Source organism: Mesorhizobium sp. WSM4935, from assembly GCF_029625735.1.
Taxonomy (GTDB): Bacteria; Pseudomonadota; Alphaproteobacteria; order Rhizobiales; family Rhizobiaceae; genus Mesorhizobium.
Map to the genome: position 1 here is coordinate 1 of NZ_JARTVR010000011.1, position 20,495 is coordinate 20,495.

Annotated in this window: 18 protein-coding genes; 6 read left to right on the forward strand and 12 right to left on the reverse strand. The window is 58.3% G+C overall.

The window, feature by feature from the left end; all coding sequences use genetic code 11:
- Positions 1–188 precede the first annotated feature (188 nt).
- The 12 genes from P9273_RS22450 to P9273_RS22505 form a co-directional block, all read right to left on the reverse strand.
- The gene (locus P9273_RS22450; RefSeq protein ID WP_063169260.1) at positions 189–2,060 is read right to left on the reverse strand and encodes an acyltransferase family protein; all 1,872 of its coding nucleotides are present in this window, start codon (positions 2,058–2,060) and stop codon (positions 189–191) included.
- 83 nt (positions 2,061–2,143) lie between these two features.
- Positions 2,144–2,704, reverse strand: a complete 561-nt coding sequence (locus tag P9273_RS22455; protein WP_063169261.1) for a CpaD family pilus assembly lipoprotein — start codon at positions 2,702–2,704, stop codon at positions 2,144–2,146.
- Between the two features lie 12 nt (positions 2,705–2,716).
- Positions 2,717–4,183, reverse strand: coding sequence for a type II and III secretion system protein family protein (locus tag P9273_RS22460; RefSeq protein WP_082826566.1), 1,467 nt, complete (start codon positions 4,181–4,183; stop codon positions 2,717–2,719).
- Between the two features lie 26 nt (positions 4,184–4,209).
- The gene (locus P9273_RS22465; RefSeq protein ID WP_063169262.1) at positions 4,210–4,896 is read right to left on the reverse strand and encodes a response regulator; all 687 of its coding nucleotides are present in this window, start codon (positions 4,894–4,896) and stop codon (positions 4,210–4,212) included.
- Between the two features lie 754 nt (positions 4,897–5,650).
- The gene (locus P9273_RS22470; RefSeq protein ID WP_405023112.1) at positions 5,651–5,878 is read right to left on the reverse strand and encodes a hypothetical protein; all 228 of its coding nucleotides are present in this window, start codon (positions 5,876–5,878) and stop codon (positions 5,651–5,653) included.
- Between the two features lie 706 nt (positions 5,879–6,584).
- A complete protein-coding gene (tdh, locus tag P9273_RS22475) occupies positions 6,585–7,619 on the reverse strand; it encodes an L-threonine 3-dehydrogenase (RefSeq protein ID WP_063169264.1) in 1,035 nt (344 codons plus the stop codon).
- Between the two features lie 65 nt (positions 7,620–7,684).
- Positions 7,685–8,698 (reverse strand): adenosine kinase, encoded by a 1,014-nt coding sequence (locus tag P9273_RS22480; RefSeq protein ID WP_063170366.1) that lies wholly within the window; start codon positions 8,696–8,698, stop codon positions 7,685–7,687.
- A 100-nt stretch (positions 8,699–8,798) separates the two neighbouring features.
- Positions 8,799–9,974 carry a methionine adenosyltransferase gene (gene metK / locus P9273_RS22485; RefSeq protein WP_063169265.1) on the reverse strand — a complete coding sequence of 392 codons (1,176 nt, stop codon included), beginning with the start codon at positions 9,972–9,974 and terminating at the stop codon, positions 8,799–8,801.
- Between the two features lie 57 nt (positions 9,975–10,031).
- Positions 10,032–11,369 (reverse strand): serine hydroxymethyltransferase, encoded by a 1,338-nt coding sequence (glyA, locus tag P9273_RS22490; RefSeq protein ID WP_063169266.1) that lies wholly within the window; start codon positions 11,367–11,369, stop codon positions 10,032–10,034.
- Between the two features lie 37 nt (positions 11,370–11,406).
- Positions 11,407–11,751, reverse strand: coding sequence for a helix-turn-helix domain-containing protein (locus P9273_RS22495; protein WP_082826567.1), 345 nt, complete (start codon positions 11,749–11,751; stop codon positions 11,407–11,409).
- Positions 11,752–12,807: 1,056 nt separating this feature from the next.
- On the reverse strand, positions 12,808–14,742 hold the full coding sequence (locus P9273_RS22500) for an HrpF/NolX family T3SS translocon protein (protein ID WP_024505366.1): 1,935 nt from the start codon (positions 14,740–14,742) through the stop codon (positions 12,808–12,810).
- A gap of 301 nt (positions 14,743–15,043) precedes the next feature.
- Complete coding sequence (locus P9273_RS22505) at positions 15,044–15,742, reverse strand: secretin N-terminal domain-containing protein (RefSeq protein WP_024505367.1); 699 nt, start codon at positions 15,740–15,742, stop codon at positions 15,044–15,046.
- Positions 15,743–15,929: 187 nt separating this feature from the next.
- Between P9273_RS22505 and P9273_RS22510 the strand changes: the two genes are divergently transcribed.
- The 6 genes from P9273_RS22510 to P9273_RS22535 are packed head-to-tail and all read left to right on the forward strand — an operon-like array spanning position 15,930 to position 20,406.
- Positions 15,930–16,439 carry a nodulation protein NolB gene (locus tag P9273_RS22510; RefSeq protein WP_024505368.1) on the forward strand — a complete coding sequence of 170 codons (510 nt, stop codon included), beginning with the start codon at positions 15,930–15,932 and terminating at the stop codon, positions 16,437–16,439.
- 9 nt (positions 16,440–16,448) lie between these two features.
- Complete coding sequence (gene sctJ / locus P9273_RS22515) at positions 16,449–17,312, forward strand: type III secretion system inner membrane ring lipoprotein SctJ (RefSeq protein ID WP_024505369.1); 864 nt, start codon at positions 16,449–16,451, stop codon at positions 17,310–17,312.
- Positions 17,257–17,943 carry a nodulation protein NolU gene (locus P9273_RS22520; protein ID WP_210326671.1) on the forward strand — a complete coding sequence of 229 codons (687 nt, stop codon included), beginning with the start codon at positions 17,257–17,259 and terminating at the stop codon, positions 17,941–17,943. The genes sctJ and P9273_RS22520 overlap by 56 nt, the downstream gene beginning before the upstream one ends.
- The gene (gene sctL, locus P9273_RS22525) at positions 17,940–18,563 is read left to right on the forward strand and encodes a type III secretion system stator protein SctL (protein WP_024505371.1); all 624 of its coding nucleotides are present in this window, start codon (positions 17,940–17,942) and stop codon (positions 18,561–18,563) included. The genes P9273_RS22520 and sctL overlap by 4 nt, the downstream gene beginning before the upstream one ends.
- Positions 18,560–19,918 carry a type III secretion system ATPase SctN gene (gene sctN, locus P9273_RS22530; protein ID WP_063169268.1) on the forward strand — a complete coding sequence of 453 codons (1,359 nt, stop codon included), beginning with the start codon at positions 18,560–18,562 and terminating at the stop codon, positions 19,916–19,918. Before sctL ends, sctN begins: the two co-directional genes overlap by 4 nt.
- Positions 19,894–20,406, forward strand: a complete 513-nt coding sequence (locus P9273_RS22535) for a hypothetical protein (RefSeq protein ID WP_063169269.1) — start codon at positions 19,894–19,896, stop codon at positions 20,404–20,406. The genes sctN and P9273_RS22535 overlap by 25 nt, the downstream gene beginning before the upstream one ends.
- Positions 20,407–20,495 lie beyond the last annotated feature (89 nt).

The window sequence follows — 20,495 nt, forward strand, 5'->3', positions numbered from 1 at the left end:
TCCACATGGCAGCCTAAAGTCAAAAACGCCTATCAGTCGCCTCGCCCTGATCGAGGACAACCTGTTGAAGCTCCACACCTAGGTCACTATCGGGGGGCCTTAAACCTGAACAGCTCCATCGTCGCGGCTGCTGCGGAAGCAGGAGCTATCACTGGGACCCGTACTGGTGCTTGTCAGCCGCTGAGCCGCTACTTCGTCTTAGGAAGAGCATTGTCCTTGCCAAAAGCCGGCCAGTATTTCGAGATTGCCAGTGTGGCGCCGGCTGAAGAGAAATGACCATAGTCGAAATATAAAAACTCTCCTCTATCGAAATAGGCGCAGCGTCCTGCGCTGCACAGGAATTTCAGCGGATCGATGAATGTGGCGCCTTTGGTAAATGAGCGCACACGTTCGTTGACGTCGGGGTCCATCGCGATCGGCCAGGACGTATCGTCCAGATTTTGGCGCTTGGCGAAGAACGCAATTTTCCGGACGTCAGTTGGGAACTGCGGAGACTGGCCGATGACAAACACGCGCACGCCCAGGGCACGAAGCGTAGCGATTGTTTGCTGAAGACCGTCGAAACCTCTGACCTCATAGTCACTCCATCTACCGCTGAGGATAACCGTCTTGATGTCCGCTTCCAAGATGACGTCCAAGGCCTTGCGATTGAACCGGACACAATCAAGACGATCGTACGGGTAGTAATAGAGTATCGGCGCGCAGCTGGCGTACGTATATTCAACGATGTTCGCCTGCAATCGATTTATGTTAGCACCCAAGCCGGAAACATAGTGCGCGGCGAAGGAGTCGCCCCACAAAAAAACCGTTGTTGGAAAACCGCTGGTGCGCGTGCAATCCTCCATATTCCAGCTTTCGATCCGGCTGGTGCCCTCGTTGAAACAGATGCCATTCCTCCAGTCCCCGACGGAAATGCGCCGCTGGACATAGTCCGGAAACCGTTGCGGAAAGCCGTTGCCGAGCGCCCCCGCCGCTCCGCCGGCACAAAGGACAACGATCGCGAGCGCTGAAAAGGCGAAGATAGGCCCCGGGGAGGTGAAGGCCCTCTTCTGTCGAAACGGCTGCTCTACAAACTTCCAGGAGAATGCAGCCAATGCGAGGCTTGCCACCAACATCGCACCGGTCATCAACGGATCGAGTTTTTGGAACGAAAGATAGTGCGCGAACGCATTGAGAGGCCAGTGAACAAGATACAACGAATACGAGATGAGCCCAATCCAGACCAGCGGCCTGACTTCGAGCATGCGGGTGGCGACCGTCGAGGGGGTATTTTGGCCAACATAGATCAGAAGGGCCGTTCCGATGCATGGATACAAGGCGTTGTAGCCTGGGAACGGATCACTCGCCGAAATCGCGAAGAACCCGATGGCGAGAAGGCCAAATCCGGCCACCCCCACCGACTCCATCAGGAGTCGGTTGCCCAGCGGCGAGGGGCATTTGAGCATGAGCAGGGCGCCCAACATGAGTTCCCAGATTCGGGTCGGCAGCAGATAGAATCCGGCGGTGGGTGCCAGCGATGTCGCCATCACCGCCACTACGAAGCTGCAGAGAATTATCGGAAGAAGTGTCGTCAGCCAGCGCTTCCCGATGTAGCGATAGATTAGGAACATCAGGATTGGTGCGAAGATGTAGTACTGCTCCGCTACGGAAAGCGGCCAAGTGTGCAACAGTGGTAGAAGCGCGGCATCGATAGAGAAGTAACTTGACGTTTTCCAGAAGAAAACGTTCGACCAGAAGGTCGAGGTAGCTATGATGCTAAGACTGAATCCGCGCAGATCCGGTGGCAGAAGAATGAACAATGCCGCAATGCAGGTGAGAAGCATCACAAAGACGAGCGCCGGCAGAATGCGCCGGGCACGGCGCCAGTAGAAGTTGACGATGGAAAATTGGCCGCGTTCAAGGTCATCCAGGAGGCTTCCGCTGGTTAGGTAGCCGGAGATGACGAAGAAGATATCGACCCCGCTAAAGCCACCCGGGATCGCCGAAATTCCGAAATGAAAGAGTACGACCGGAAGTACAGCAACGGCCCTAAGGCCCTCGATATAGCGCCTATATTGCATCCAGCGGTTCCTTTTATTTTAGATCAGGACGCGATTGGAAGCTTTCAATCTCCGGTAGGAGTGCTGCCGAGATAAGGGCGGTATCAGCCACCTTTATCCGTCCCGAATGTTCTGTAAGTTGCAACTGGTACAGAAGCACGATCGCCATCGCCGGCCTTGACGGCCTGATTGTCGAGCAGATCGCGCGGATCGTTGACCATCACGGCCAGGTTATGTCCTGTCGAACAACCAAGCGGCTGTTTGAAGGATTCTTCATTGGGTAAGGCACCATATGAGGGACAGACCGGCGGACGGGCGTGATAGACAATCGCCTCAATTCGCACTGAGCCGGCGTCGTGTTGATCGCGCAATTGAATGTTGTCTTCTTCGATTGCCAACTGCCTGGCCTGATGGGCTACCCCTGCGCTGAGCTGGGGCGAACCGCTGATGAGGAGGTGGATGGCATCGAACCGGCCGCGACTGGCCTTGTCTAGGAAAACACGCAAACGCTGCCGTTCGGAAGCGCGCAGGCTTTGCAACGTCAGGACGGTGGTCTCCTCTCGGACAAGCATTGGTGCCGATGGTTCGACATCAACTGGCGTAGTGCTTGTGCAGCCACTTACGCTTGGTGCCAGAGCGACAAAGAGGATTATAAAACGCAACATCTTTGGATGACACTATTCGATGATGAAGCCGAGACCGCCCTGGGCGCTTGGCGCGCCCGCACGGATAGCAGCGCGGTCTCGCGGGGGACTTGTCACGGAATTCGTCGGAGCGCCCCCTCCGTTCAAAGCCGGTGCCGCCCGCTCGGTCGGTGCGCTCATCTGGTTTGGGTTGGAGCCTGGTCTTACAATGTAAGGCGTAACTAGAATGACCAGTTCTGACTCCTCTTTTTGAAACGAGGTCGAGCGAAAAAGCGGTCCCAGGATCGCCAGTTCTCCGAGCCAGGGAAAGGCCCTGACATCATTGTTGACGTTCCGCCTGATTAGACCGCCGATTGCGAAGCTCTGGCCGCTGGCGAGTTCGACGACCGTATCGGCTCGGCGCGTGGAAACTGCCGGCACGGAAATTCCGTTGATTTGCACGGCACCTTGCGTCGACAGTTCACTGACTTCGGGCGTTACGTGAATGTTGATTTGATTGTTGCTGAGAACTGTCGGCACAAATTCCAGACTGACGCCGAAGTGACGGAATTCAACCGATACCTGCCTGTTTTCCTGCAGGACAGGAATGGGAAATTCGCCGCCCGCGAGAAAGCTGGCCTTTTCACCCGACATAGCGGTGAGGTTCGGCTCAGCCAGGACGGAAGCTATATGCTCCTTGGCGAGCGCGTCGAGAACCGCGCTGACGTTGACGGCACCGTTGTCGAATCCGATTTCTGCTGTACCGCCACCCTGGGTTGAACCAGACCCAGCGCTTGCAGCGCTTCCGCTTAGAACGCCCACTTTGAAATTGCCGATTTGACCGAAGGCGGACAAGTTGACGCCGAGTGACTTCATGGCGCTGCGTGAGACTTCGGCTACGCGCACGCTGAGGTTAACTTGCAGGGATCCAGCGACCTTGATGTTGTTGACGACTTGCGCTCCGTCGCCCAGATATTGCTCAGTGACTCTTTTTGCGGTGTCGGCGACCTCTGCGTCGGGCGCCGTCCCGCTAAGGATTGCGCCGCGCGGCGTATAGTTGACGCGGATGGGATAGTCGCCGACCTGCTCCCGCAACATGGCGCGTAAATCCCCGATCGGTTGCGTGACAACGATACGCAATTCGGCGAGAGGCTCGCCATTGCCATCCAAGGCGAATAGGCTGGTCCGCCCCGATTTCTTGCCAAAGACGAAGATTGTTTTGCTCGATGGCGCCTGAAAATCCGCGATCGTGGGGTCAGCAACAAAGATGGTCGTGGCTGGCCCGGGCAGATGAACGGTCTCCCCGAGCGAAGAGGAAAGGGTCAGCGTGGCGTTGATGCTATTCGAAGCCGCATGCGGCGGGCCTTTGTCCTGCTTGTTTTGCGCCGCGACACCAAGTGGGAAAGTCACAATAAGCGCGCAGAGGAGATGGCCCAGGTAACGGGGCACTGCAGGTCTTGTAACCTTGTTGGCGATCGCCCGCCAATTGAGCGCAGCGCAAGGATGTTGAAGGATCAGCAAAATAGATCTTCTTTCGATTCGACAAACTATGCGGACGAGGCGTCAGTCAATTCTAGGATGTAACCAATGCCTCGGATGGTCTTGATCCGTGGCGTTGCACCTGATCTGGTCAGATGTCCCCGTAAACGATAAATTCCGACTTCAAGCGCGTTGGCAGACACGTCGTCGTTGAATGAATAGAGGTGATCTTCCAATTGCGCACGGGGCACGATGCGGCCTGCCCGGTTAAGCAGGTGCTCTAGAACACAGAGTTCGCGACGTGCGATCATCATTGGGTGCCCATCAACGAAAACCTGGCGGGCGACCGGATCAAAGTCGAGATTGCCAAATACGAGCCTCAGGTCGGTCATCTGTGTCGCCCGGCGCAGAATGGCTCTCATTCTGGCAATAAGCTCATCGGTAGAGATGGGTTTGAGCAGAAAGTCGTCCGCACCACCGTTGAAGATCGCAATTCGCTTATCGAGATCGTTAAGGCTGCTCATAATGACGGCAGGAACTGAATGCCCGTGGGTCCTCAACTGCCTCAGCCAACCCAAGCCATCGCCATCTGGCAGAGCCAATTCCAGCAGGAGAATTTCATAGCTGGCGCAAGAAAATGCACTCGAAGCCAGTTCCAGAGTACCAACGACATCAACGACGAAGCCGCCATCCCCGAGCGCAAGTCGCATGGCGCGCGCAAGATCCGCATGATGATCCACGAGCAGCGTTCGCATTTCATCTCCTCTCGAAGAGGGACGGCCCATCGAACGCGTCACCGGCGGCCATCTGATCGGAGCACACGGCGCGCAACTCGTCGCAGCTCTCGGAACTGGTCCGAGTCGGAGGGACATGCAAGTCGCTCGGTGGCAATAGGCGCGGGTGAGGACCAACTGACGGGCTCAAATACGCCGGTCGGCGAACCCACGAGGCCAGCAACCCGCGTGCGATTTCTCGTTGCATCATCTCTCCTACGTGCAGCCCCTGCGCTCGCAAGGCAGCGTCGCGGCTCAGAGCCCGATTCCCACAGAGGGTAGGGTTAGCTTTCGAGAAACTGATTGAACAAATCGATTATTTGGATCGAATGCATCCACGGTATGGATGCAGCGCACCATCTTCAACGACTGCGGCGTCCTGATGCACTGTTGTGTCTGTCGTGCTCTGCTTTTTTCGCTGTCCTTCAAGGCTGGCGAGCCTGGTGGAACCTGCGCGTCATTGGCTTGGTAGCTTGAATGCTCAACAACGGAGCGCCCTGCGCAAAGCCGCTCTCATTTCCAAAAAGCCTTGCAATCTGGTTGGAGCACTTCGCGCTCGACACCAAAATAGGCGAGGAAAACTGACGTCTGACAGGGATGTACATGCAACAGCCGATTTGCGGCACCAGCAAACGACCGCGTTCAGGCTGAAGATCGACGACCAACGGCTCCTCGATTTCCGCACTTTTACAAGCTCTTCCTGTGCGGGCGGATGCCGGCAAACAGCAGCACAGGGTCAGCGAAACCGGGAGCGGGCCTGCTTGATCGCCATGATCACATTGCCGCTGTCGCGCGTGCGGAGCGGAATGCAATCGGTCCAGCCGGCGGCAATCCGGTCAGCACCATCGTCTGCACGAAGCTCCCTGACGAAGACGTGCCCGAATGCGCTCAACAAAGCCGGGCGGCGGATCTTTCCAATCGCCGAAGGTGCGGGCTGGCACCGAGCGGCGAACTGCGAACTCATTCCTGCCCGGCGGCGCTGGCCGCCGCGAGCGTCGATGCGGACCCAGCCGCTCCGAATCCTCCCACAACACGATGAGCGCGTCGCGGACATCGCTGCCGTAACAGCGGCTGCGGCTCTTGCCCGCAGACGGCCTCTGCTCACGACGGTTCATAAGACGGATCGCGCGCTTGCGAATAATAGCCGGTTACCGCCTCGAACTCATCCAGAATGCGCCGCTTGTCAACGCCGCAATAAAGCTCCACGATCGCCGCTTCACCGTGTCGCCATGCTGAGCCGCGCCATCCTTCCCCCGAACCGGAATGGCACGACCTGTCCATCCCCTTTGGAACAGGACACTATTGGTAACATTTTGCTTGAGGCAATGCGGCTCGTTGCCTTCCTTTTCGCTGACCGGAAGGGTACCGGAAGTCGTCTATCGCATCTTACCCGCTGAAAGCGGCAACACCTCGACCTCAATCGCAGATCATAGGAAATAGACGATCGCGTCGGGGCCTCAGCATCGGTTCACCGGGTTTCCGTCATCGACTGAAGCGAATTGCCCCATCGACCGTCACCGGGTGGGCCGCGATACGTCGCCGTATATGATTAGCGAGCGCACGTAGCGGAGCCATAGCTCTCCACCCAGCCATGTTCCCCTAGTTGGAAAATGTCCGGCGGACCAGAGGTGCTGTCGTCAGCTTTTCCTGAATAGCGGCCAAGGCAATCCCTACCAGTCCATCACCACCTTGCCGGAACTGCCGCTCTTCATCGCATCGAAACCGATCTGAAAATCGTCGATGCCGATGCGGTGGGTGATCAGGCCGGAGACATCCAGCGGACCCTGCACAAGCGCGATCATCTTGTACCAGGTTTCGAACATCTCGCGGCCGTAGATGCCTTTGAGATGCAGCATCTTGAAGATGACCTTGTTCCAGTCGATCTCGAAGCCGGTCGGCGCGATGCCCAGAATGGCGATCTTGCCGCCATTGTTCATGGTGTCGATCATGTCGCGGAAAGCGGGGGCGGCGCCTGACATTTCGAGGCCGACGTCGAACCCCTCGGTCATGCCGAGCACCGGCATGACGTCGCGCAGCTTCTCCTTCGAGGCGTCGACGACATGCTGGACGCCGAGTTTCTTGGCTAGCGCCAGCCGCACCGGGTTGATGTCAGTGATGACCACTTTGCGCGCGCCGACGCATTGGGCGACGAGCGCGCCCATGATGCCGATCGGCCCGGCGCCAGTCACCAGCACGTCCTCGCCGACCAGATCGAAGGACAATGCGGTGTGGACGGCATTGCCCAAGGGATCGAAGATCGCGGCAATCTCATCGGGCACATCGTCGGGGATCGGCACGACATTGTGCTGCGGGATCGCCAGATACTCGCCGAAGGCGCCTGGACGGTTGACGCCGACGCCGAGCGTGTTGCGGCACAGATGCCCTCGCCCGGCGCGACAGTTGCGGCAATGGCCGCAGACGATGTGGCCTTCGCCCGATACACGCTGGCCGACCTTGTATTCGGTGACCGCTGCGCCGAAATCGGCAACGGTGCCGACGAATTCATGGCCCGTCACCATCGGCACCGGCACCGTCTTCTGCGCCCACTGGTCCCAATTGTAGATGTGCACGTCGGTGCCGCAGATCGCCGTCTTCTTGATCTTGATCAGCACGTCGTTGGGGCCGATTTCCGGCACCGGCACCTCTTCCATCCAGATGCCCGGTTCGGCCTTGGCCTTCACAAGCGCCTTCATCATGTTCGACATCAGGATTTCCCTATTCCGTGATTGCGCTTCTGGCGAGATAGCCTGCACAACGGGAAGGTAGGCCACTAACTCGTTTGAACGTCCGGAATGGTCAGCCCCGCCTGCTCAGCCTCGCGGCGCAAATTCTGACGGGGCCTGGGGCCGATCTGCTGGATCACCAATCCGGCTGCCAGTGAGCCAAGGTCGCCGCAAGTCTGCAGGTCGCGGCCTTGCGTGTAGCCATGCAGGAAGCCGGCGGCATAGAGATCGCCGGCGCCCGTCGTGTCGACCAGTTCCTTGATGGCGGTCGCCTTGATCACCACGGTCTCGTCGCCGCGCACGATCACCGAGCCTTTTTCCGAGCGGGTGACGGCGGCGATCCGGCAATCCTTGCGGATCTGGGCCAGCGCCTCGTCGAACGACGATGTCTGGTAGAGCGACTTGATCTCGTGGCTGTTGGCAAAGACGATGTCGACCGTGCCCGAGCGCACCAGGTCGAGGAATTCGTCGCGGTAGCGGTCGACGCAGAACGAATCCGACAGCGTCATCGACACTTCTCGGCCTGCCGCGTGCGCCAGCTTCGCCGTCTGGCGGATTGCCTCCTTGGCGCGCGGCGGGTCCCACAGATAGCCTTCGAAATAGGTGACCTTGGCGCCGGACGCCTTGTCGGCTTCGACATCCTCAGGGCCAAGCTCGACGCAGGCGCCGAGATAGGTGTTCATCGAGCGCTCGCCGTCGGGCGTGACGAAGATCATCGAGCGCGCCGTCGGCGGCTCACCCTTGAGCGGCGTGGTGCCGAAGGCGACGCCCTGCGCATGGATGTCGTGGGCGTAGATTTCGCCCAGCGCATCGTTGGAGACCTTGCCGAAGAAGGCCGCGCGGCCGCCAAAGCTGGCGACGCCGGCCGCCGTGTTGCCGGCGCTGCCGCCGGACGCTTCGATCGCCGGGCCCATGCGGCTGTAGAGCAGTTCGGCGCGTTGTGTGTCGATGAGGTTCATCGCGCCCTTGATGATGCCGTTGGTCTCGAGGAATTCCTCGTCGCACTGGGCGATGATGTCGACAATGGCATTGCCGATGCAAAGCACGTCATAATCCGGCATCAAAATCTCCGCCAAAACCCGAGCCGGCTTCTTGCCACGCCGGCCGGGCGTGGTCTCGCGAGTTGAAATGGGTTGCCGCATGCGCTTGATCCAGCCGCCCTCACGCAGCTGCCGGTCCGGCTTCACGCAGCAAATCGTCAGCTTTGTCCGTCTTCTCCCAAGTGAACTCAGGCTCTTCACGCCCGAAGTGTCCGTATGTCGCCGTCTTGCGGTATATCGGCCGTAAGAGATCAAGCATCTTGATGATGCCTTTCGGTCGGAGATTGAAAACCTCGAGAACAAGGCGCTCGATCCTTTTTTCCTCGATCCTTGCGGTTCCGAAGGTATTGACCATGACAGAAACCGGACTGGCCACGCCGATCGCGTAGGCAAGCTGAACCTCGCAGACCTCCGCAAGGCCGCTGGCAACGATGTTCTTCGCGACATACCGGGCGGCATAGGCCGCCGAGCGGTCAACCTTGGATGGGTCCTTGCCCGAAAAGGCACCGCCGCCGTGACGCCCGGTCCCACCGTAGGAATCGACGATGATCTTCCGTCCTGTGAGGCCGCAGTCGCCGGCAGGCCCACCGACCACGAACCGCCCTGTTGGGTTGACCAGAAATCTGATCCCCGAAGTATCCAGGTGGGCCGGCAGGACCGGTTTTATGATCTCCTCAATGACGCCTTCGCGGACCGTGGCTTGTGAGACCGCTTCGTCATGCTGCGTTGACAGGACTATGGTATCCAGCGCCACCGGGCGGAGCCCTTCGTAGCGTACCGACACTTGAGATTTCACGTCCGGACGCAGCCAGCCAAGCTGTCCCGCTTTCCGGACCTCGGCCTGTCTTTTCGTCAAATGGTGAGCGAGTTGGATCGGCAGGGGCATCAATGTATCCGTCTCGTTGCATGCGAATCCAAACATGATGCCCTGATCCCCTGCCCCTTGCCCGAGATCCTGCCCTCGTCCTTCATCAACGCCCTGGCTTATGTCGGGCGACTGCTCGGTGAGGGCCAGAACGACGGCGCAACGTCGACCATCAAAGCCAATCGCATCATCGTCGTAGCCAATATCGAGTATCGTATCGCGGGCGACTTGGCTGTAATCGATGTGGGCATGGCTGGTGATCTCGCCAGCCACAACGACCATCCCCGTCTTCACCAACACTTCACAGGCGACGCGCGCCTTCGGATCGGTGCGCAGGACCGCATCGAGAATGGCATCGGAGATGTTGTCTGCCATCTTATCGGGGTGTCCCGCGCCGACGGATTCGGAAGAGAACACGAACTGCCTGGTCATAAAAATGCCCTCGCTTCAAGTGCTGGAGTTAGTGAGGAGTTTCTGGATTGGGGTGGCTTATCGGTCGGGGATGCCGGGAACATCGAACGCAGTGCAGAAGTCGGCAACGTCTCTTCGTACGCTCGCATGAACTTCCTGGTCATCGGGCTGGCGGCAGACCGAGTCGATGAAAGCGGCGATCTGCACCATCTCCGTTTCGCGCATGCCCATGGACGTCACCGCTGGTGTCCCTAAGCGGATGCCGCTTGTCAGCGCCGGATGCCGCCGGTCGCCCGGGACCATATTGAAATTCGCAATGATGCCTGCACGCGATAAGCGCTCCGCATAGGCTTTGCCTGACAGCGACCGGTCCCGAAGATCAAGGATCAGCATGTGATTGTCAGTGCCCCCGGTGACGAGTTCATAACCTCGCTCCAGAAGTGCCTGGGCCAGAGCCTTGGCGTTGTGGACGATCTGCTGACCGTAGACACGAAAGGACGAGTTCGCTGCTTCCTGCAAAGCGACGGCAAGCGCGGCGATAGTATTCATATGCGGTCCGCCTTGCAGAAGAGGGAACACGGCGCGGTCTATACGTTTGGCCAGATTGTGTTTGCTCTTCGGATGATGGAGGGGCTGATAACGGTCTTCATTCCTTGATAAAATGAAGCCACCCCGGGGACCGCGGATCGACTTGTGAGAGGTGCTGGTGACCACATCGCAATGGGACACGGGGTTCGGATGCACTCCTGCGACAACCAGGCCGCAGATGTGGGCGATGTCAGCCACCAGATACGAGTTCACCTCCGAAGCAATTTCGGCCATTGCCGCGTAGTCAAAAATACGCGGATAAGCAGTTCCGCCGACCCAAATTAGCTTCGGGCGTTCCCGCTTGGCGGTCTCGCGCAAGTGGTCATAGTCAATTTGCTGTGTCTTTTCGTGCAGCCTGTACGGGACGCGCTGATAATCGCTGCCGGAAAAATTGACGGACCAACCGTGAGTCAGATGGCCGCCTTCGGGTAAAGGCAAGCCCATGACTTTGTCACGGGGGCTCAAAAGCGCGCGATAGACAGCCTGGTTGGCTGGCGAGCCTGAATAAGGCTGGACGTTGGCATGTTCACTGCCAAATAGCGCTTTCAGGCGCTCGATCGCGAGGGTCTCAAGCTCATCGACGATCTCGTTTCCGGCGTAGTAGCGCGCACCGGGGTATCCCTCGGCATACTTGTTGGTGAAAATCGACCCGGTCGCTTCCAACACCGCCGAGGAGGCAAAGTTCTCGGAGGCGATCAGTTTGAGAGTTGTCCGCTCCTGACGCTCCTGTCTTAGAAGCAGTTCGTGAACGCGGGAGTCGACGGCGGCTAAGTGAGGCCGCCCGTAAGTGTCGGGCTGCGCGATGGCGCCGCCGGCGGAGTTATCCATGGTAGTCGCGCTCCATTTGGACTGATCTATTTCACGATCAAGCAGGCGGTCCCTTCAACCGCGCGTCTTGTATTGCTTCCAGGCGTTGTAGGTCTCTTTTATGATGGCCATCATCGTGGGGCAGGAGATCGACCACCAATTGAGCCAGCTCGCCATCCTTGCCTCCTGCTTGCATATGGTACGAAGACTGCGGACGTTGTTCGTTGCAGCAAAGAAAGTTGGCTCTGACCAGCCGCCGAACGTGGCGTCGAACCTGCTCGCGAGGCAGACCGGTAATATCGGCCAGCTCGCCGACGGTTAGATCCGCATGCGCGCAAAGGCCCAGGATTCGAAGGCGATCAAGATGCGCTGCCGTCCTTAGGCGATTTACCAGTGTCAACATTGGTTAGCATCAACCCGGACGGGATGCAGCAAGCCGCTAGCCCTTCTATCCCCATCAATCCGCATGAGACCTCTCTCGTCATTTGCTGTAAATCCGCTGGTATGGATGCTAATGGAAGATAGATCACAGTCCTTTCTACGACTAAGACGCCAGATATTGGGGCTAATGTACCACCTGACAGGAGACTACACTCACGAACATTATGTGAATTTTTTTTAACGTTGCTGAGAATCAAGGGGGAGGTTTGGCGAATGTCTCGCCGTCGACTGTCGAATCCTGCCCGACGGGATTATAGGGTGCGTAGCCTGCTTGTCCTTTCCACATGACCAGCGACGATGGGGCGAAGGCGGCAGACATAGCTCTGGAGCATGCTGCGGTATCTTTGGCCTGAAGCCGAGGAAGGCGGACCGTGGCTTCCGCGCCGCTGCCGGGAGCCCGCGAACAGGCCAAGTGGATCAGCCGGGTGTTGCCGTCATAGAGCGTGAGACCCAAAGCTGGCCAGCCGCGCCCTGAGGCTGACGCACCGCTCAGCGTCCACCTTGCTCTCGAAGCCCATCGGCATAGCGCCGATAACGACTTGACCGCGTGCGTGTCGACGAGCGATCGGTGAGCGCAAGGATCGAGGGTGCAGTGCAGGATAATGCTGTTTTAAATCAGCGCTGTTTTCAGCCGACTGCCTTGAGCGTGGCACGAGGATATAGGCCCAAGGCAGGAGATCATCGTCTGCTGTTCGGGAGGCCGCCCTGGGCGCGCGACAGCCGTTCCTTCGGCTGCGCCGCTCCGCCACCATCCGCGCCGTGCCTTCCGGAGACCATTCCCGCTACCGGCCGGCGCCCGTGAAAACCTCGACCCGGCGCACCGGCTCGAGATGGCTGGGCTCAGCGTAACTCTGAAGTCGTCATATACCGAAGTCTTCACAGACTTCGGACATCCCCCTCACAGTCCGATCCAGATGGCGTCAGGAACACCGCTTGCGTTGATGCGGATGAACCCCTGCTTGTGCCACAATGACCCTTATGTCAGCGCGCGAGCCAAAGCTTCCGCGCAAGGCGACGGCTAGGATAAGGCAATGCCGACGAAGGGCACATTGCTTGCCACACTCTGGAATGATGGCATGCTCGGAAGGCCTAGGCTTTGCTCAGGGCCGCCTGCAAGGCGCGCTTTGAGGTTATTCACATAGCCTTCTGCGTAGTCCTGCGCCGTCGAGACCGAAAGATCAATGCCTGCCGCCAAGGCCTCTTCCATCAGGTGCTTTACGAGCCCATTTCGAATGGCCAGCTTGACCTCGGGGCCTGCGATAAGGCCGATCGCCTGCGCGGCCATATTGAGGCCAGCTTCCTCCAGCGCTCGCTTCATATCGCCTCCGTTAATGGCCGTACGCAGGAGATTGGCTGCTTGCGACTCAGCCTCGAGAACCATCGAGGCAAGATCGGCTACTTGTCCGAGGCCCGGAATGAAGCTGAGCAGTCCCACCGCCGTTGCCGCCAAGTCGAGCACTTTCGTCTCGATTTTGAGCACGGAGTCGACGACGTGCATGACGGCCCCGCCGTTCTTTTTGGCTGACTTAATGTCAGGCTGGTCCATCAGGCCCATCTTCATGTCCGCGACGGCATTCTGCTCTTCTGCGGTTTGGGCGCCGTGGGTGATTGGCTGCTGAACGTTGCGGTTCGCAGACGACATGTTTGTGCAAAAATGGGCAAAGTCTTTTTTGCTGATATTGCCGGAATCAACCGTATGCCCGCCGCCAAAGTCGAAGAATTTATGATGGGTCTTATAGCCCGTGATCGAATTGTTCAGGAGGCCAAACAAAAGAGGATCTGAAAGGAGCTGAGAGGCTGCTTCCCGCACTTTCGGATCAAGGCTCTTGTCGTCTTTCATTTTCGCCAGTTTGTCGCGAGTCAGAACACCGCTTCCAAAGAACGTGTCCTGATGGTCCTTGATCATCTCGACCGTATTCAGCTCAGTTTGCGTGAGGCTCATCGACGATGAGGCGACTTGCAGGAAATCCTCTTTGTGCATCTTCCCTTTCGAGCCACCGCACAACTGGTTCCAAGCATCGGGGTGATCGAGGAAATATTGCGCCGCCGCAATGACCTGGGGCGGAAATTTGCCGTTTTTCGATTCGCCGCCGACCATTTTCTTGAACTCATCCAGACTCAGGTCCTTGGACAGATTTTCGGAGTACCGGTAAAACTCCCGCAAGGCATCGCTCAAGGTCATGACCGAAGGCTGCAAACCTCCGCTGCCGTCGGATGGTATGTAGTTCTGCTCGTAGCTTCGCGCTTGGGCTTCCTGAAATGCAGCAACTTGTGGGTGGTGGTTTGAAAATCCGGCCAAGTCCTTGGCGTTGATCTTGCCTCCACAGCGGCCGTCGCCCTGCGAGCCAATCGCATAAAAAAGTCCCGAATCCTGCTGCAGTCCCTGGATCGCCGCTTTCAGATCCGGTGGCGTAGAGGGATCATTGGCTTTGTCGGTCAACGACTTCCAAGTAAGCGGGCATTGGTCCTTGTGACGGTTGAGTACCGCAACAATCTGCAACTCAGCCGTGGTCAGCGACCCACCGTTCCACGTGATTCCGGGGCTCGGCCTGGGAGCCGGCTCGATCTTCGGAGTGACGCCGAGCAGATGTTGGGCTTCAGTCGCCTTGGAGCGTTGCGATTGGTCCTCCTTGAGAGCCGCCCTCATATTTGGCGGCAGCAGATCCAGTGGGTGTTGCTCCAAGCCATTCAATGTCAAGACATCCGGTGCCAGATGGCCCAAAGGGTCCTGCCGCAATTTATCCATTGTCGAATCAAGATTCGACGCTGGCAGATCCCCTTGCGCGAAAGAGCCGGGCTTGTCTGCCAGCACACAAGTGGACAGCATCGCTTCGAAGCACGATGCACTTTGCTGATGCTGGGTCGCAAAATGGGAAACTTTCAGGCCCGGCCAACCCCTTGCGGACTGTAGCGAATTTGAGCGGTAGAAAGTTGAAAGATTACTGGCCGACATTATGCATCCTCAGACGTGACGTTGAAATCCCCACAAGAGACCCCGACAGAAGATCCCTTGCGTTTCACAAAATTCGACAATTCCAAGCGTCGGCAGGTCACGAATGCGCCTGCCCTGCCTTCAATTGCTGTGTTCCGGGCCGGCTCCAAGGTTCGGTCCAACACAATGGCCGGAGTCACCGCGAGAGCTGCCGGGACTCATCATGAGCGGATTAGCTTTCGAGAAACTGACGAGTTTGCGAAGAGTTCACAAAGGGGTAGCCGCAGTCATGTTCTTCAGAGCTGCGGGAAATCCTCAATGTTCATTTCTTGCCCAGCTCAGGCTTCCCGCCAACGCTATCCTGTTGTGGGATGTCAGAAGAATAAGAAGCATCCGGTCGTCCGTCGCGAACGACCGTAGTGGAGGAGCCGCGAAACAAGATCAGCACTGATTCCTTTGGCGTTGCCGCTATGTGAGTCTGCGCCTGCGCCTGCGCCACCAAGCCGTTAAAGGTCTGCTCCACGAGTGCGACGAAGCGCGGTGGACCGGAAACGAAGACGAGGCCATTGCCTGGCACGGGTTTGACCACATAGCGCTCGTCGGAGATATCAAGCTTGTCGAGAGCCCCCTTGAACGCATCGAAGCGAATCGACGTCATCAAAAGCATTCGAGTTTGCGATTCTTGTGCAGCAGACACATAGAGCACAAGGCCGTCATAGTACCATTGTAGACCGTAAAGGTTCGTCAAGCGGTCGAGGAACGCGCGCGGTGGCAAATCAGGCATACGTCCGCGAATTCGCCCCTTCACCGCAGGACTGATGTTGACCCTGATATTCAGGTTGTTGCCGAATTCCTGCAACGCTGCAGCGAGCTCCTGATCCAGAACCGTGTATCTATAGGGTGTCGCCGGAAGGGACAGCGGGACTGCATGCGCCGGGTGAATCCCGGTGGACAGAAAAAACCCGGCACAAAGAAGTCTCAAAACATGCAGGGTGACGGGTTGGATAAGCGTTCTCGGCATGTCGCACTGATAAACCAAACGCTGAAATCATCACAAGTGACTAAATTGCCGAAGAGATTTTAGATTGTCGAAATGACGCCGCCGTTAGTCAGCTTGTTGTCAGCTTGCCCCCCTAGGAGTGTTGCGCCGACACCGGGTGATGAATGGGCGGGGCTCGCCCGGTCAGAGAGAGCAACCGAGTCCTTACATGATGATGCCTGTCACGTCGATCTCTGCCACTCTAACGGCTGGCCTCCCCAGGGTCGGATCACCGTCGATTGTCGAGCAGGCCCAGTTTGAGCGCGCCTTAGGGCATGCAGCCGACTCGCTGAAAAACGATGCCGCCGCGGGGCCAGCGAGTGCGGCGCCAGTTGCTGCGGCGATGGATGTTCAGCGCGCGGCTGCGCCGACGAGCGGCATGGGCGATCGCGTGTTGCAGACGATTTCCTCCCTATATCCACACAACACTGTTTCCTTCCCCGCGCTCGACCATGACATAGCCCTTTCGAAGGGCGCTCTACCGGGACCGGCGCAGAAGCTTCCCGTTCCAGGTGAGGCGGGAACCGGAATCTCGGGCATTCCCCAACAAGGGCAAGACTTCGAAACGATGATGGCTGGTCTTCGGGATGTTTACAACGGCGTCACCCAGGTGGCGCTTATCTCCAAAGGCGTCAGCGGCGTCACATCATCCGTGAATAAACTTTTGAAGGAAGGCTGAACCGCGCGCATGATTGGCTTGGCCGAGGGCGAAATCATGCGTGGCCTGTCAGGGTGGCGGTCGGTTAGACTTGTCATGCTGCCAGTTCTCGTCGCCCTCACTGCTTGCAAAGCCGACCTCTACACGCAATTGCAAGAGCGTGAGGCAAATGAAATGCTCGCACTTCTTGAAGACAACGGGGTCGCCGCGATCCGGGTGGTCGCCAAGGATGGAACCAGCACGATCCAGGTTGACGAAAAGCTGCTCGCCTTCTCAATCAACCTTCTGAACGCCAAGGGGCTGCCGCGCCAATCCTTCAAGAACCTCGGTGAGATATTCCAAGGATCAGGCCTGATTGCCTCGCCGACCGAAGAGCGTGCCCGTTACGTGTATGCCCTGAGCGAAGAGTTGTCGCGGACGATCAGCGATATCGATGGCGTTTTTTCTGTACGTGTTCACGTCGTGCTGCCGCATAACGACCTTGTGCGAGCCGGTGCCACGCCATCCTCGGCCTCGGTGTTTATCAGGCACGACGCAAAAACAAATGTCGCGGCTCTGCTGCCAAAGATAAAGATGCTTGTAGCCGACAGCATCGAAGGCCTGTCCTACGATAAGGTGGAAGTGGTTTTGGTGCCGGTAGAACGTTCCGCACACGAGCAACGGCCCGATCCGACTGCTGTTTTGCCACAAGCATCACTACCTCTTCCTGCGCCACTTCTGGCGACCGTAACAGGTTTTGCCGCAGCCGTATTCGCCGTGGCCTGTTATCTCTTGATCGGCGTTGTTACGCGTCGGCGCAAGCAATCAACCGGCGTTTCCAAGGTCGAGGGGCGCCGGGATGCTTCTGCTGTCGAGGCCATTCGCAAAAGAATGCCTGCAATTGGACGTGGGTGACATCTCATTGCCAATGCCTATACAGACCGCCCGACCTGATGGTCCGCACTTTCCGGGCGCGAGCGAGCTTGCGGCTTCGGCCCATCCAACCCGTCTTGCGGCGCGTCTTGATCCAGCGTTATCGGCCGAAACGTTAGTGAAGTTGCAGAAGTGTTCCAGACTGCATCCAAGGCTGGCAGAATTGCTGGGCAACGATGACGTGGATCTGAACCACATCGGCTGCAGGCCGGACCTTCTACGCGGGCATGATCCATATCGAGCGACCCTTCTTGCTGGTAGTATCTGGCATGCCCGTTCGCTGGTCGCGTTTGTCTCTCAGCCTGAGCTTGCCATCCTTGTTAAACGCATCGGCGTGGATGCACACGCATTCGGAATCCGACACCTGCTGCATGCTGTTGACAAAAGACTGATCTCGGACCCAGAAAAACTCGCTCAGCAAATCGAATACGATGGACACGCATGTCTTGGAGCTTGGCTCCAGGACAGTTCAGCGACCGAGCGTAACCGCGTGCTTCTTCGATTGCCCGAGGGGACTGCCGCGGAGACTCCAGCACATGAGCATTGGACCGCCGCCGGCCAATTGCTTTCACTTGTAGTAGCTCATTTTGAGACAGAGACCCCGGTGAAATGACAGTCGAACTTTCCGAGGGGCCAATAGCGCCGCAGATGCGTCCAGTCGGACCACTGATACCCGCGAGCGAGCTCGAAACCTGGCACAGCGCCGCGCAAGCCCTTGCCGCGGCAGAACGGCATCGGCAGCGCGTTCGAAACTGGGCACGCGCGGTTTACCAGCGGGCGTGGGCGCGCGGCCACATGGAGGGCTCGAATGCAGGCACCGAGGAGATGGCAGGGTTGATTGCGGAGACAATCTCCGAAATCGCGCGACGAAAGGCGGCTCTGGAGCAGGAATTGCCGCAGCTCGTGATGGAAATATTGAGCGATCTTATCGGCGCTTTCGATCCGGGCGAGCTATTGGTGAGGGCTGTTCGTCACGCCATAGAGTGTCAATACAGCGGCGCCGACGTTTGCCTTCATGTTTCTCCCATGCAAGTCGACATGCTTGCACGAGAGTTTGCTCGATGCGACGGCCAGGATGGTCGACCAAGGGTGCGGATCGAGCCCGACCCGACATTGTCGCCGCAACGCTGCGTGCTGTGGAGCGAGTACGGCAATGTTGACCTTGGACTTGACGCCCAGATGCGCGCGCTGCGCCTTGGTTTCGGGACGCTCTGTGAGAAAGGCGAGCTATGAGAAAGCCCGTCCCAGAACATAACGCTGACGCCCACACTCGAGCTCTCGTTCCAGCAATCTCGTCTTTGAGGGCTGCGGCCAAGCGAATTGACACGCGTGCGGTGCGCGGTCGGATCACGCGGGCTATCGGCACACTGGTTCATGCCGTCTTGCCAGACACTCGTATTGGGGAACTTTGCCTCCTAGAGGACCCGCGAACCGGGCTGTCGCTCGAGGCCGAGGTGATCGGCCTGTCGGGTGATGGTGTATTGCTGACACCGATCGGGGACTTGGTGGGCCTATCCAGCCGCGCAGAGGTCGTGGCCACTGGCCGAATGCGTGAGGTGCCCGTCGGCGGCGATTTGCTCGGTCGCGTGATCGACAGTCGTTGCCGCCCATTGGACGGCAAAGGCGAAATCAAGACCGTCGAAACTCGGCCCCTGCATGGCAGAGCCCCCAATCCGATGACGAGGCGCATGATTGAGCGGCCATTCCCGCTTGGGGTCCGTGTCCTCGATGGTCTGCTGACGTGCGGCGAGGGCCAGCGGATCGGGATTTATGGCGAGCCAGGTGGTGGCAAGTCGACGCTGTTGTCACAGATCGTAAAGGGTGCCGCCGCTGACGTCGTCATAGTGGCGCTCATAGGCGAACGTGGACGGGAAGTTCGTGAATTCATCGAAAGGAATCTTGGTGAAGAGGGCCTTCTCCGTACGGTCGTCGTGGTTGAAACATCCGACCGCTCGGCGGTAGAGCGTGCGCAATGCGCTCCAATGGCGACTGCGCTCGCGGAATATTTCCGCGATCAAGGCCTACGCGTTGCTCTCATGCTGGATTCGCTGACGCGCTTCTGCCGCGCTATGCGCGAAATAGGCCTTGCTGCGGGTGAGCCGCCGACGCGACGGGGCTTTCCTCCTTCCGTTTTTGGCATGCTGCCAGGCCTGCTCGAGCGCGCCGGCATGGGTGAGCGGGGCTCAATCACGGCCTTCTATACGGTGCTTGTAGAGGGTGATGGCACGGGTGATCCAATCGCCGAGGAATCGCGTGGTATTCTCGATGGCCATGTCATCCTCTCACGCGCTATTGCGGCGCGATCGCATTTCCCCGCTATTGATGTGCTGCAGAGTCGCAGCCGCGTCATGGATGCAGTCGTTTCGGGGACACATCGCAAGGCAGCATCCATTTTCCGCGAGCTCCTGTCGCGCTATGCCGAGACCGAGTTCTTGATCAATGTTGGCGAATACAAGCCAGGTGGAGATCCCCTGACTGACCGGGCTGTCGCGTCAATCGACGAACTGAGGGAGTTTCTGCGCCAGAGCGAAGATGACGCGTCAGATTTCGAGGAGACGGTCGCATGGATGTCGCGTCTGACCGCGTAAACTGGATTCAGTCTTCGAGTATACGGCTTCTGAAGGAAATGCAAGAGCGTCGTGCCCTTGGCGAGCTGTCCAAGAAGGAAGCCCAGCGCGATGTGGCCGCCTCAGCCGTACAAAATGCCTCTAGGGAGCTTGCAATGATACAGCAACATTGTTCAAGAAAAGAAGCAGCGCTCTATCAGCATCTGATGTCACTCGACAACTTGTCTAGCGCAGCGCTCGACCGTCACCGCCTTCACACTGAACAACTTGCCGCTGAGATCAATTCCAGACGGCAGATGCTTGATGATACCCAAATCGCTCAAGAGGAGGCTGAGATGGCGGCGTCCAGGACGAGGGAGCTATGGGTCATATGTTCGGCGGCAAGGGACAAATGGCAACAAATCGAGGACGACGTGCGGCGCGCCGTCGAGACTCATTCGGAGGCCGCAGCCGAGATCGAGGCCGACGATGAGATACTGCTGAAATATGCGAGGGGGTCGCTTGCCTAAATGCCGCGCAACCGGATCCGACGGTCGCAAGAGGTCGTCCGAATGACACGACCGTGCAGTCTTTGATAGGCGCTGCGGTCACACCCGCC

What these genes read in the sequence shown, in the direction of transcription:
- P9273_RS22465 (WP_063169262.1), bottom strand. Translation starts at nt 4,896, where the DNA reads ATGCGAACGCTGCTCGTGGATCATCATGCGGATCTTGCGCGCGCCATG.
- tdh (WP_063169264.1), bottom strand. Translation starts at nt 7,619, where the DNA reads ATGTCGAACATGATGAAGGCGCTTGTGAAGGCCAAGGCCGAACCGGGC.
- P9273_RS22520 (WP_210326671.1), top strand. Translation starts at nt 17,257, where the DNA reads ATGCTTCTGCTGTCGAGGCCATTCGCAAAAGAATGCCTGCAATTGGAC.
- P9273_RS22450 (WP_063169260.1), bottom strand. Translation starts at nt 2,060, where the DNA reads ATGCAATATAGGCGCTATATCGAGGGCCTTAGGGCCGTTGCTGTACTT.
- P9273_RS22505 (WP_024505367.1), bottom strand. Translation starts at nt 15,742, where the DNA reads ATGCCGAGAACGCTTATCCAACCCGTCACCCTGCATGTTTTGAGACTT.
- P9273_RS22455 (WP_063169261.1), bottom strand. Translation starts at nt 2,704, where the DNA reads ATGTTGCGTTTTATAATCCTCTTTGTCGCTCTGGCACCAAGCGTAAGT.
- glyA (WP_063169266.1), bottom strand. Translation starts at nt 11,369, where the DNA reads ATGGATAACTCCGCCGGCGGCGCCATCGCGCAGCCCGACACTTACGGG.
- sctN (WP_063169268.1), top strand. Translation starts at nt 18,560, where the DNA reads ATGAGAAAGCCCGTCCCAGAACATAACGCTGACGCCCACACTCGAGCT.
- P9273_RS22500 (WP_024505366.1), bottom strand. Translation starts at nt 14,742, where the DNA reads ATGTCGGCCAGTAATCTTTCAACTTTCTACCGCTCAAATTCGCTACAG.
- sctL (WP_024505371.1), top strand. Translation starts at nt 17,940, where the DNA reads ATGACAGTCGAACTTTCCGAGGGGCCAATAGCGCCGCAGATGCGTCCA.
- P9273_RS22510 (WP_024505368.1), top strand. Translation starts at nt 15,930, where the DNA reads ATGATGATGCCTGTCACGTCGATCTCTGCCACTCTAACGGCTGGCCTC.
- metK (WP_063169265.1), bottom strand. Translation starts at nt 9,974, where the DNA reads ATGACCAGGCAGTTCGTGTTCTCTTCCGAATCCGTCGGCGCGGGACAC.
- sctJ (WP_024505369.1), top strand. Translation starts at nt 16,449, where the DNA reads ATGATTGGCTTGGCCGAGGGCGAAATCATGCGTGGCCTGTCAGGGTGG.
- P9273_RS22535 (WP_063169269.1), top strand. Translation starts at nt 19,894, where the DNA reads ATGGATGTCGCGTCTGACCGCGTAAACTGGATTCAGTCTTCGAGTATA.
- P9273_RS22470 (WP_405023112.1), bottom strand. Translation starts at nt 5,878, where the DNA reads ATGAGTTCGCAGTTCGCCGCTCGGTGCCAGCCCGCACCTTCGGCGATT.
- P9273_RS22495 (WP_082826567.1), bottom strand. Translation starts at nt 11,751, where the DNA reads ATGTTGACACTGGTAAATCGCCTAAGGACGGCAGCGCATCTTGATCGC.
- P9273_RS22480 (WP_063170366.1), bottom strand. Translation starts at nt 8,698, where the DNA reads ATGCCGGATTATGACGTGCTTTGCATCGGCAATGCCATTGTCGACATC.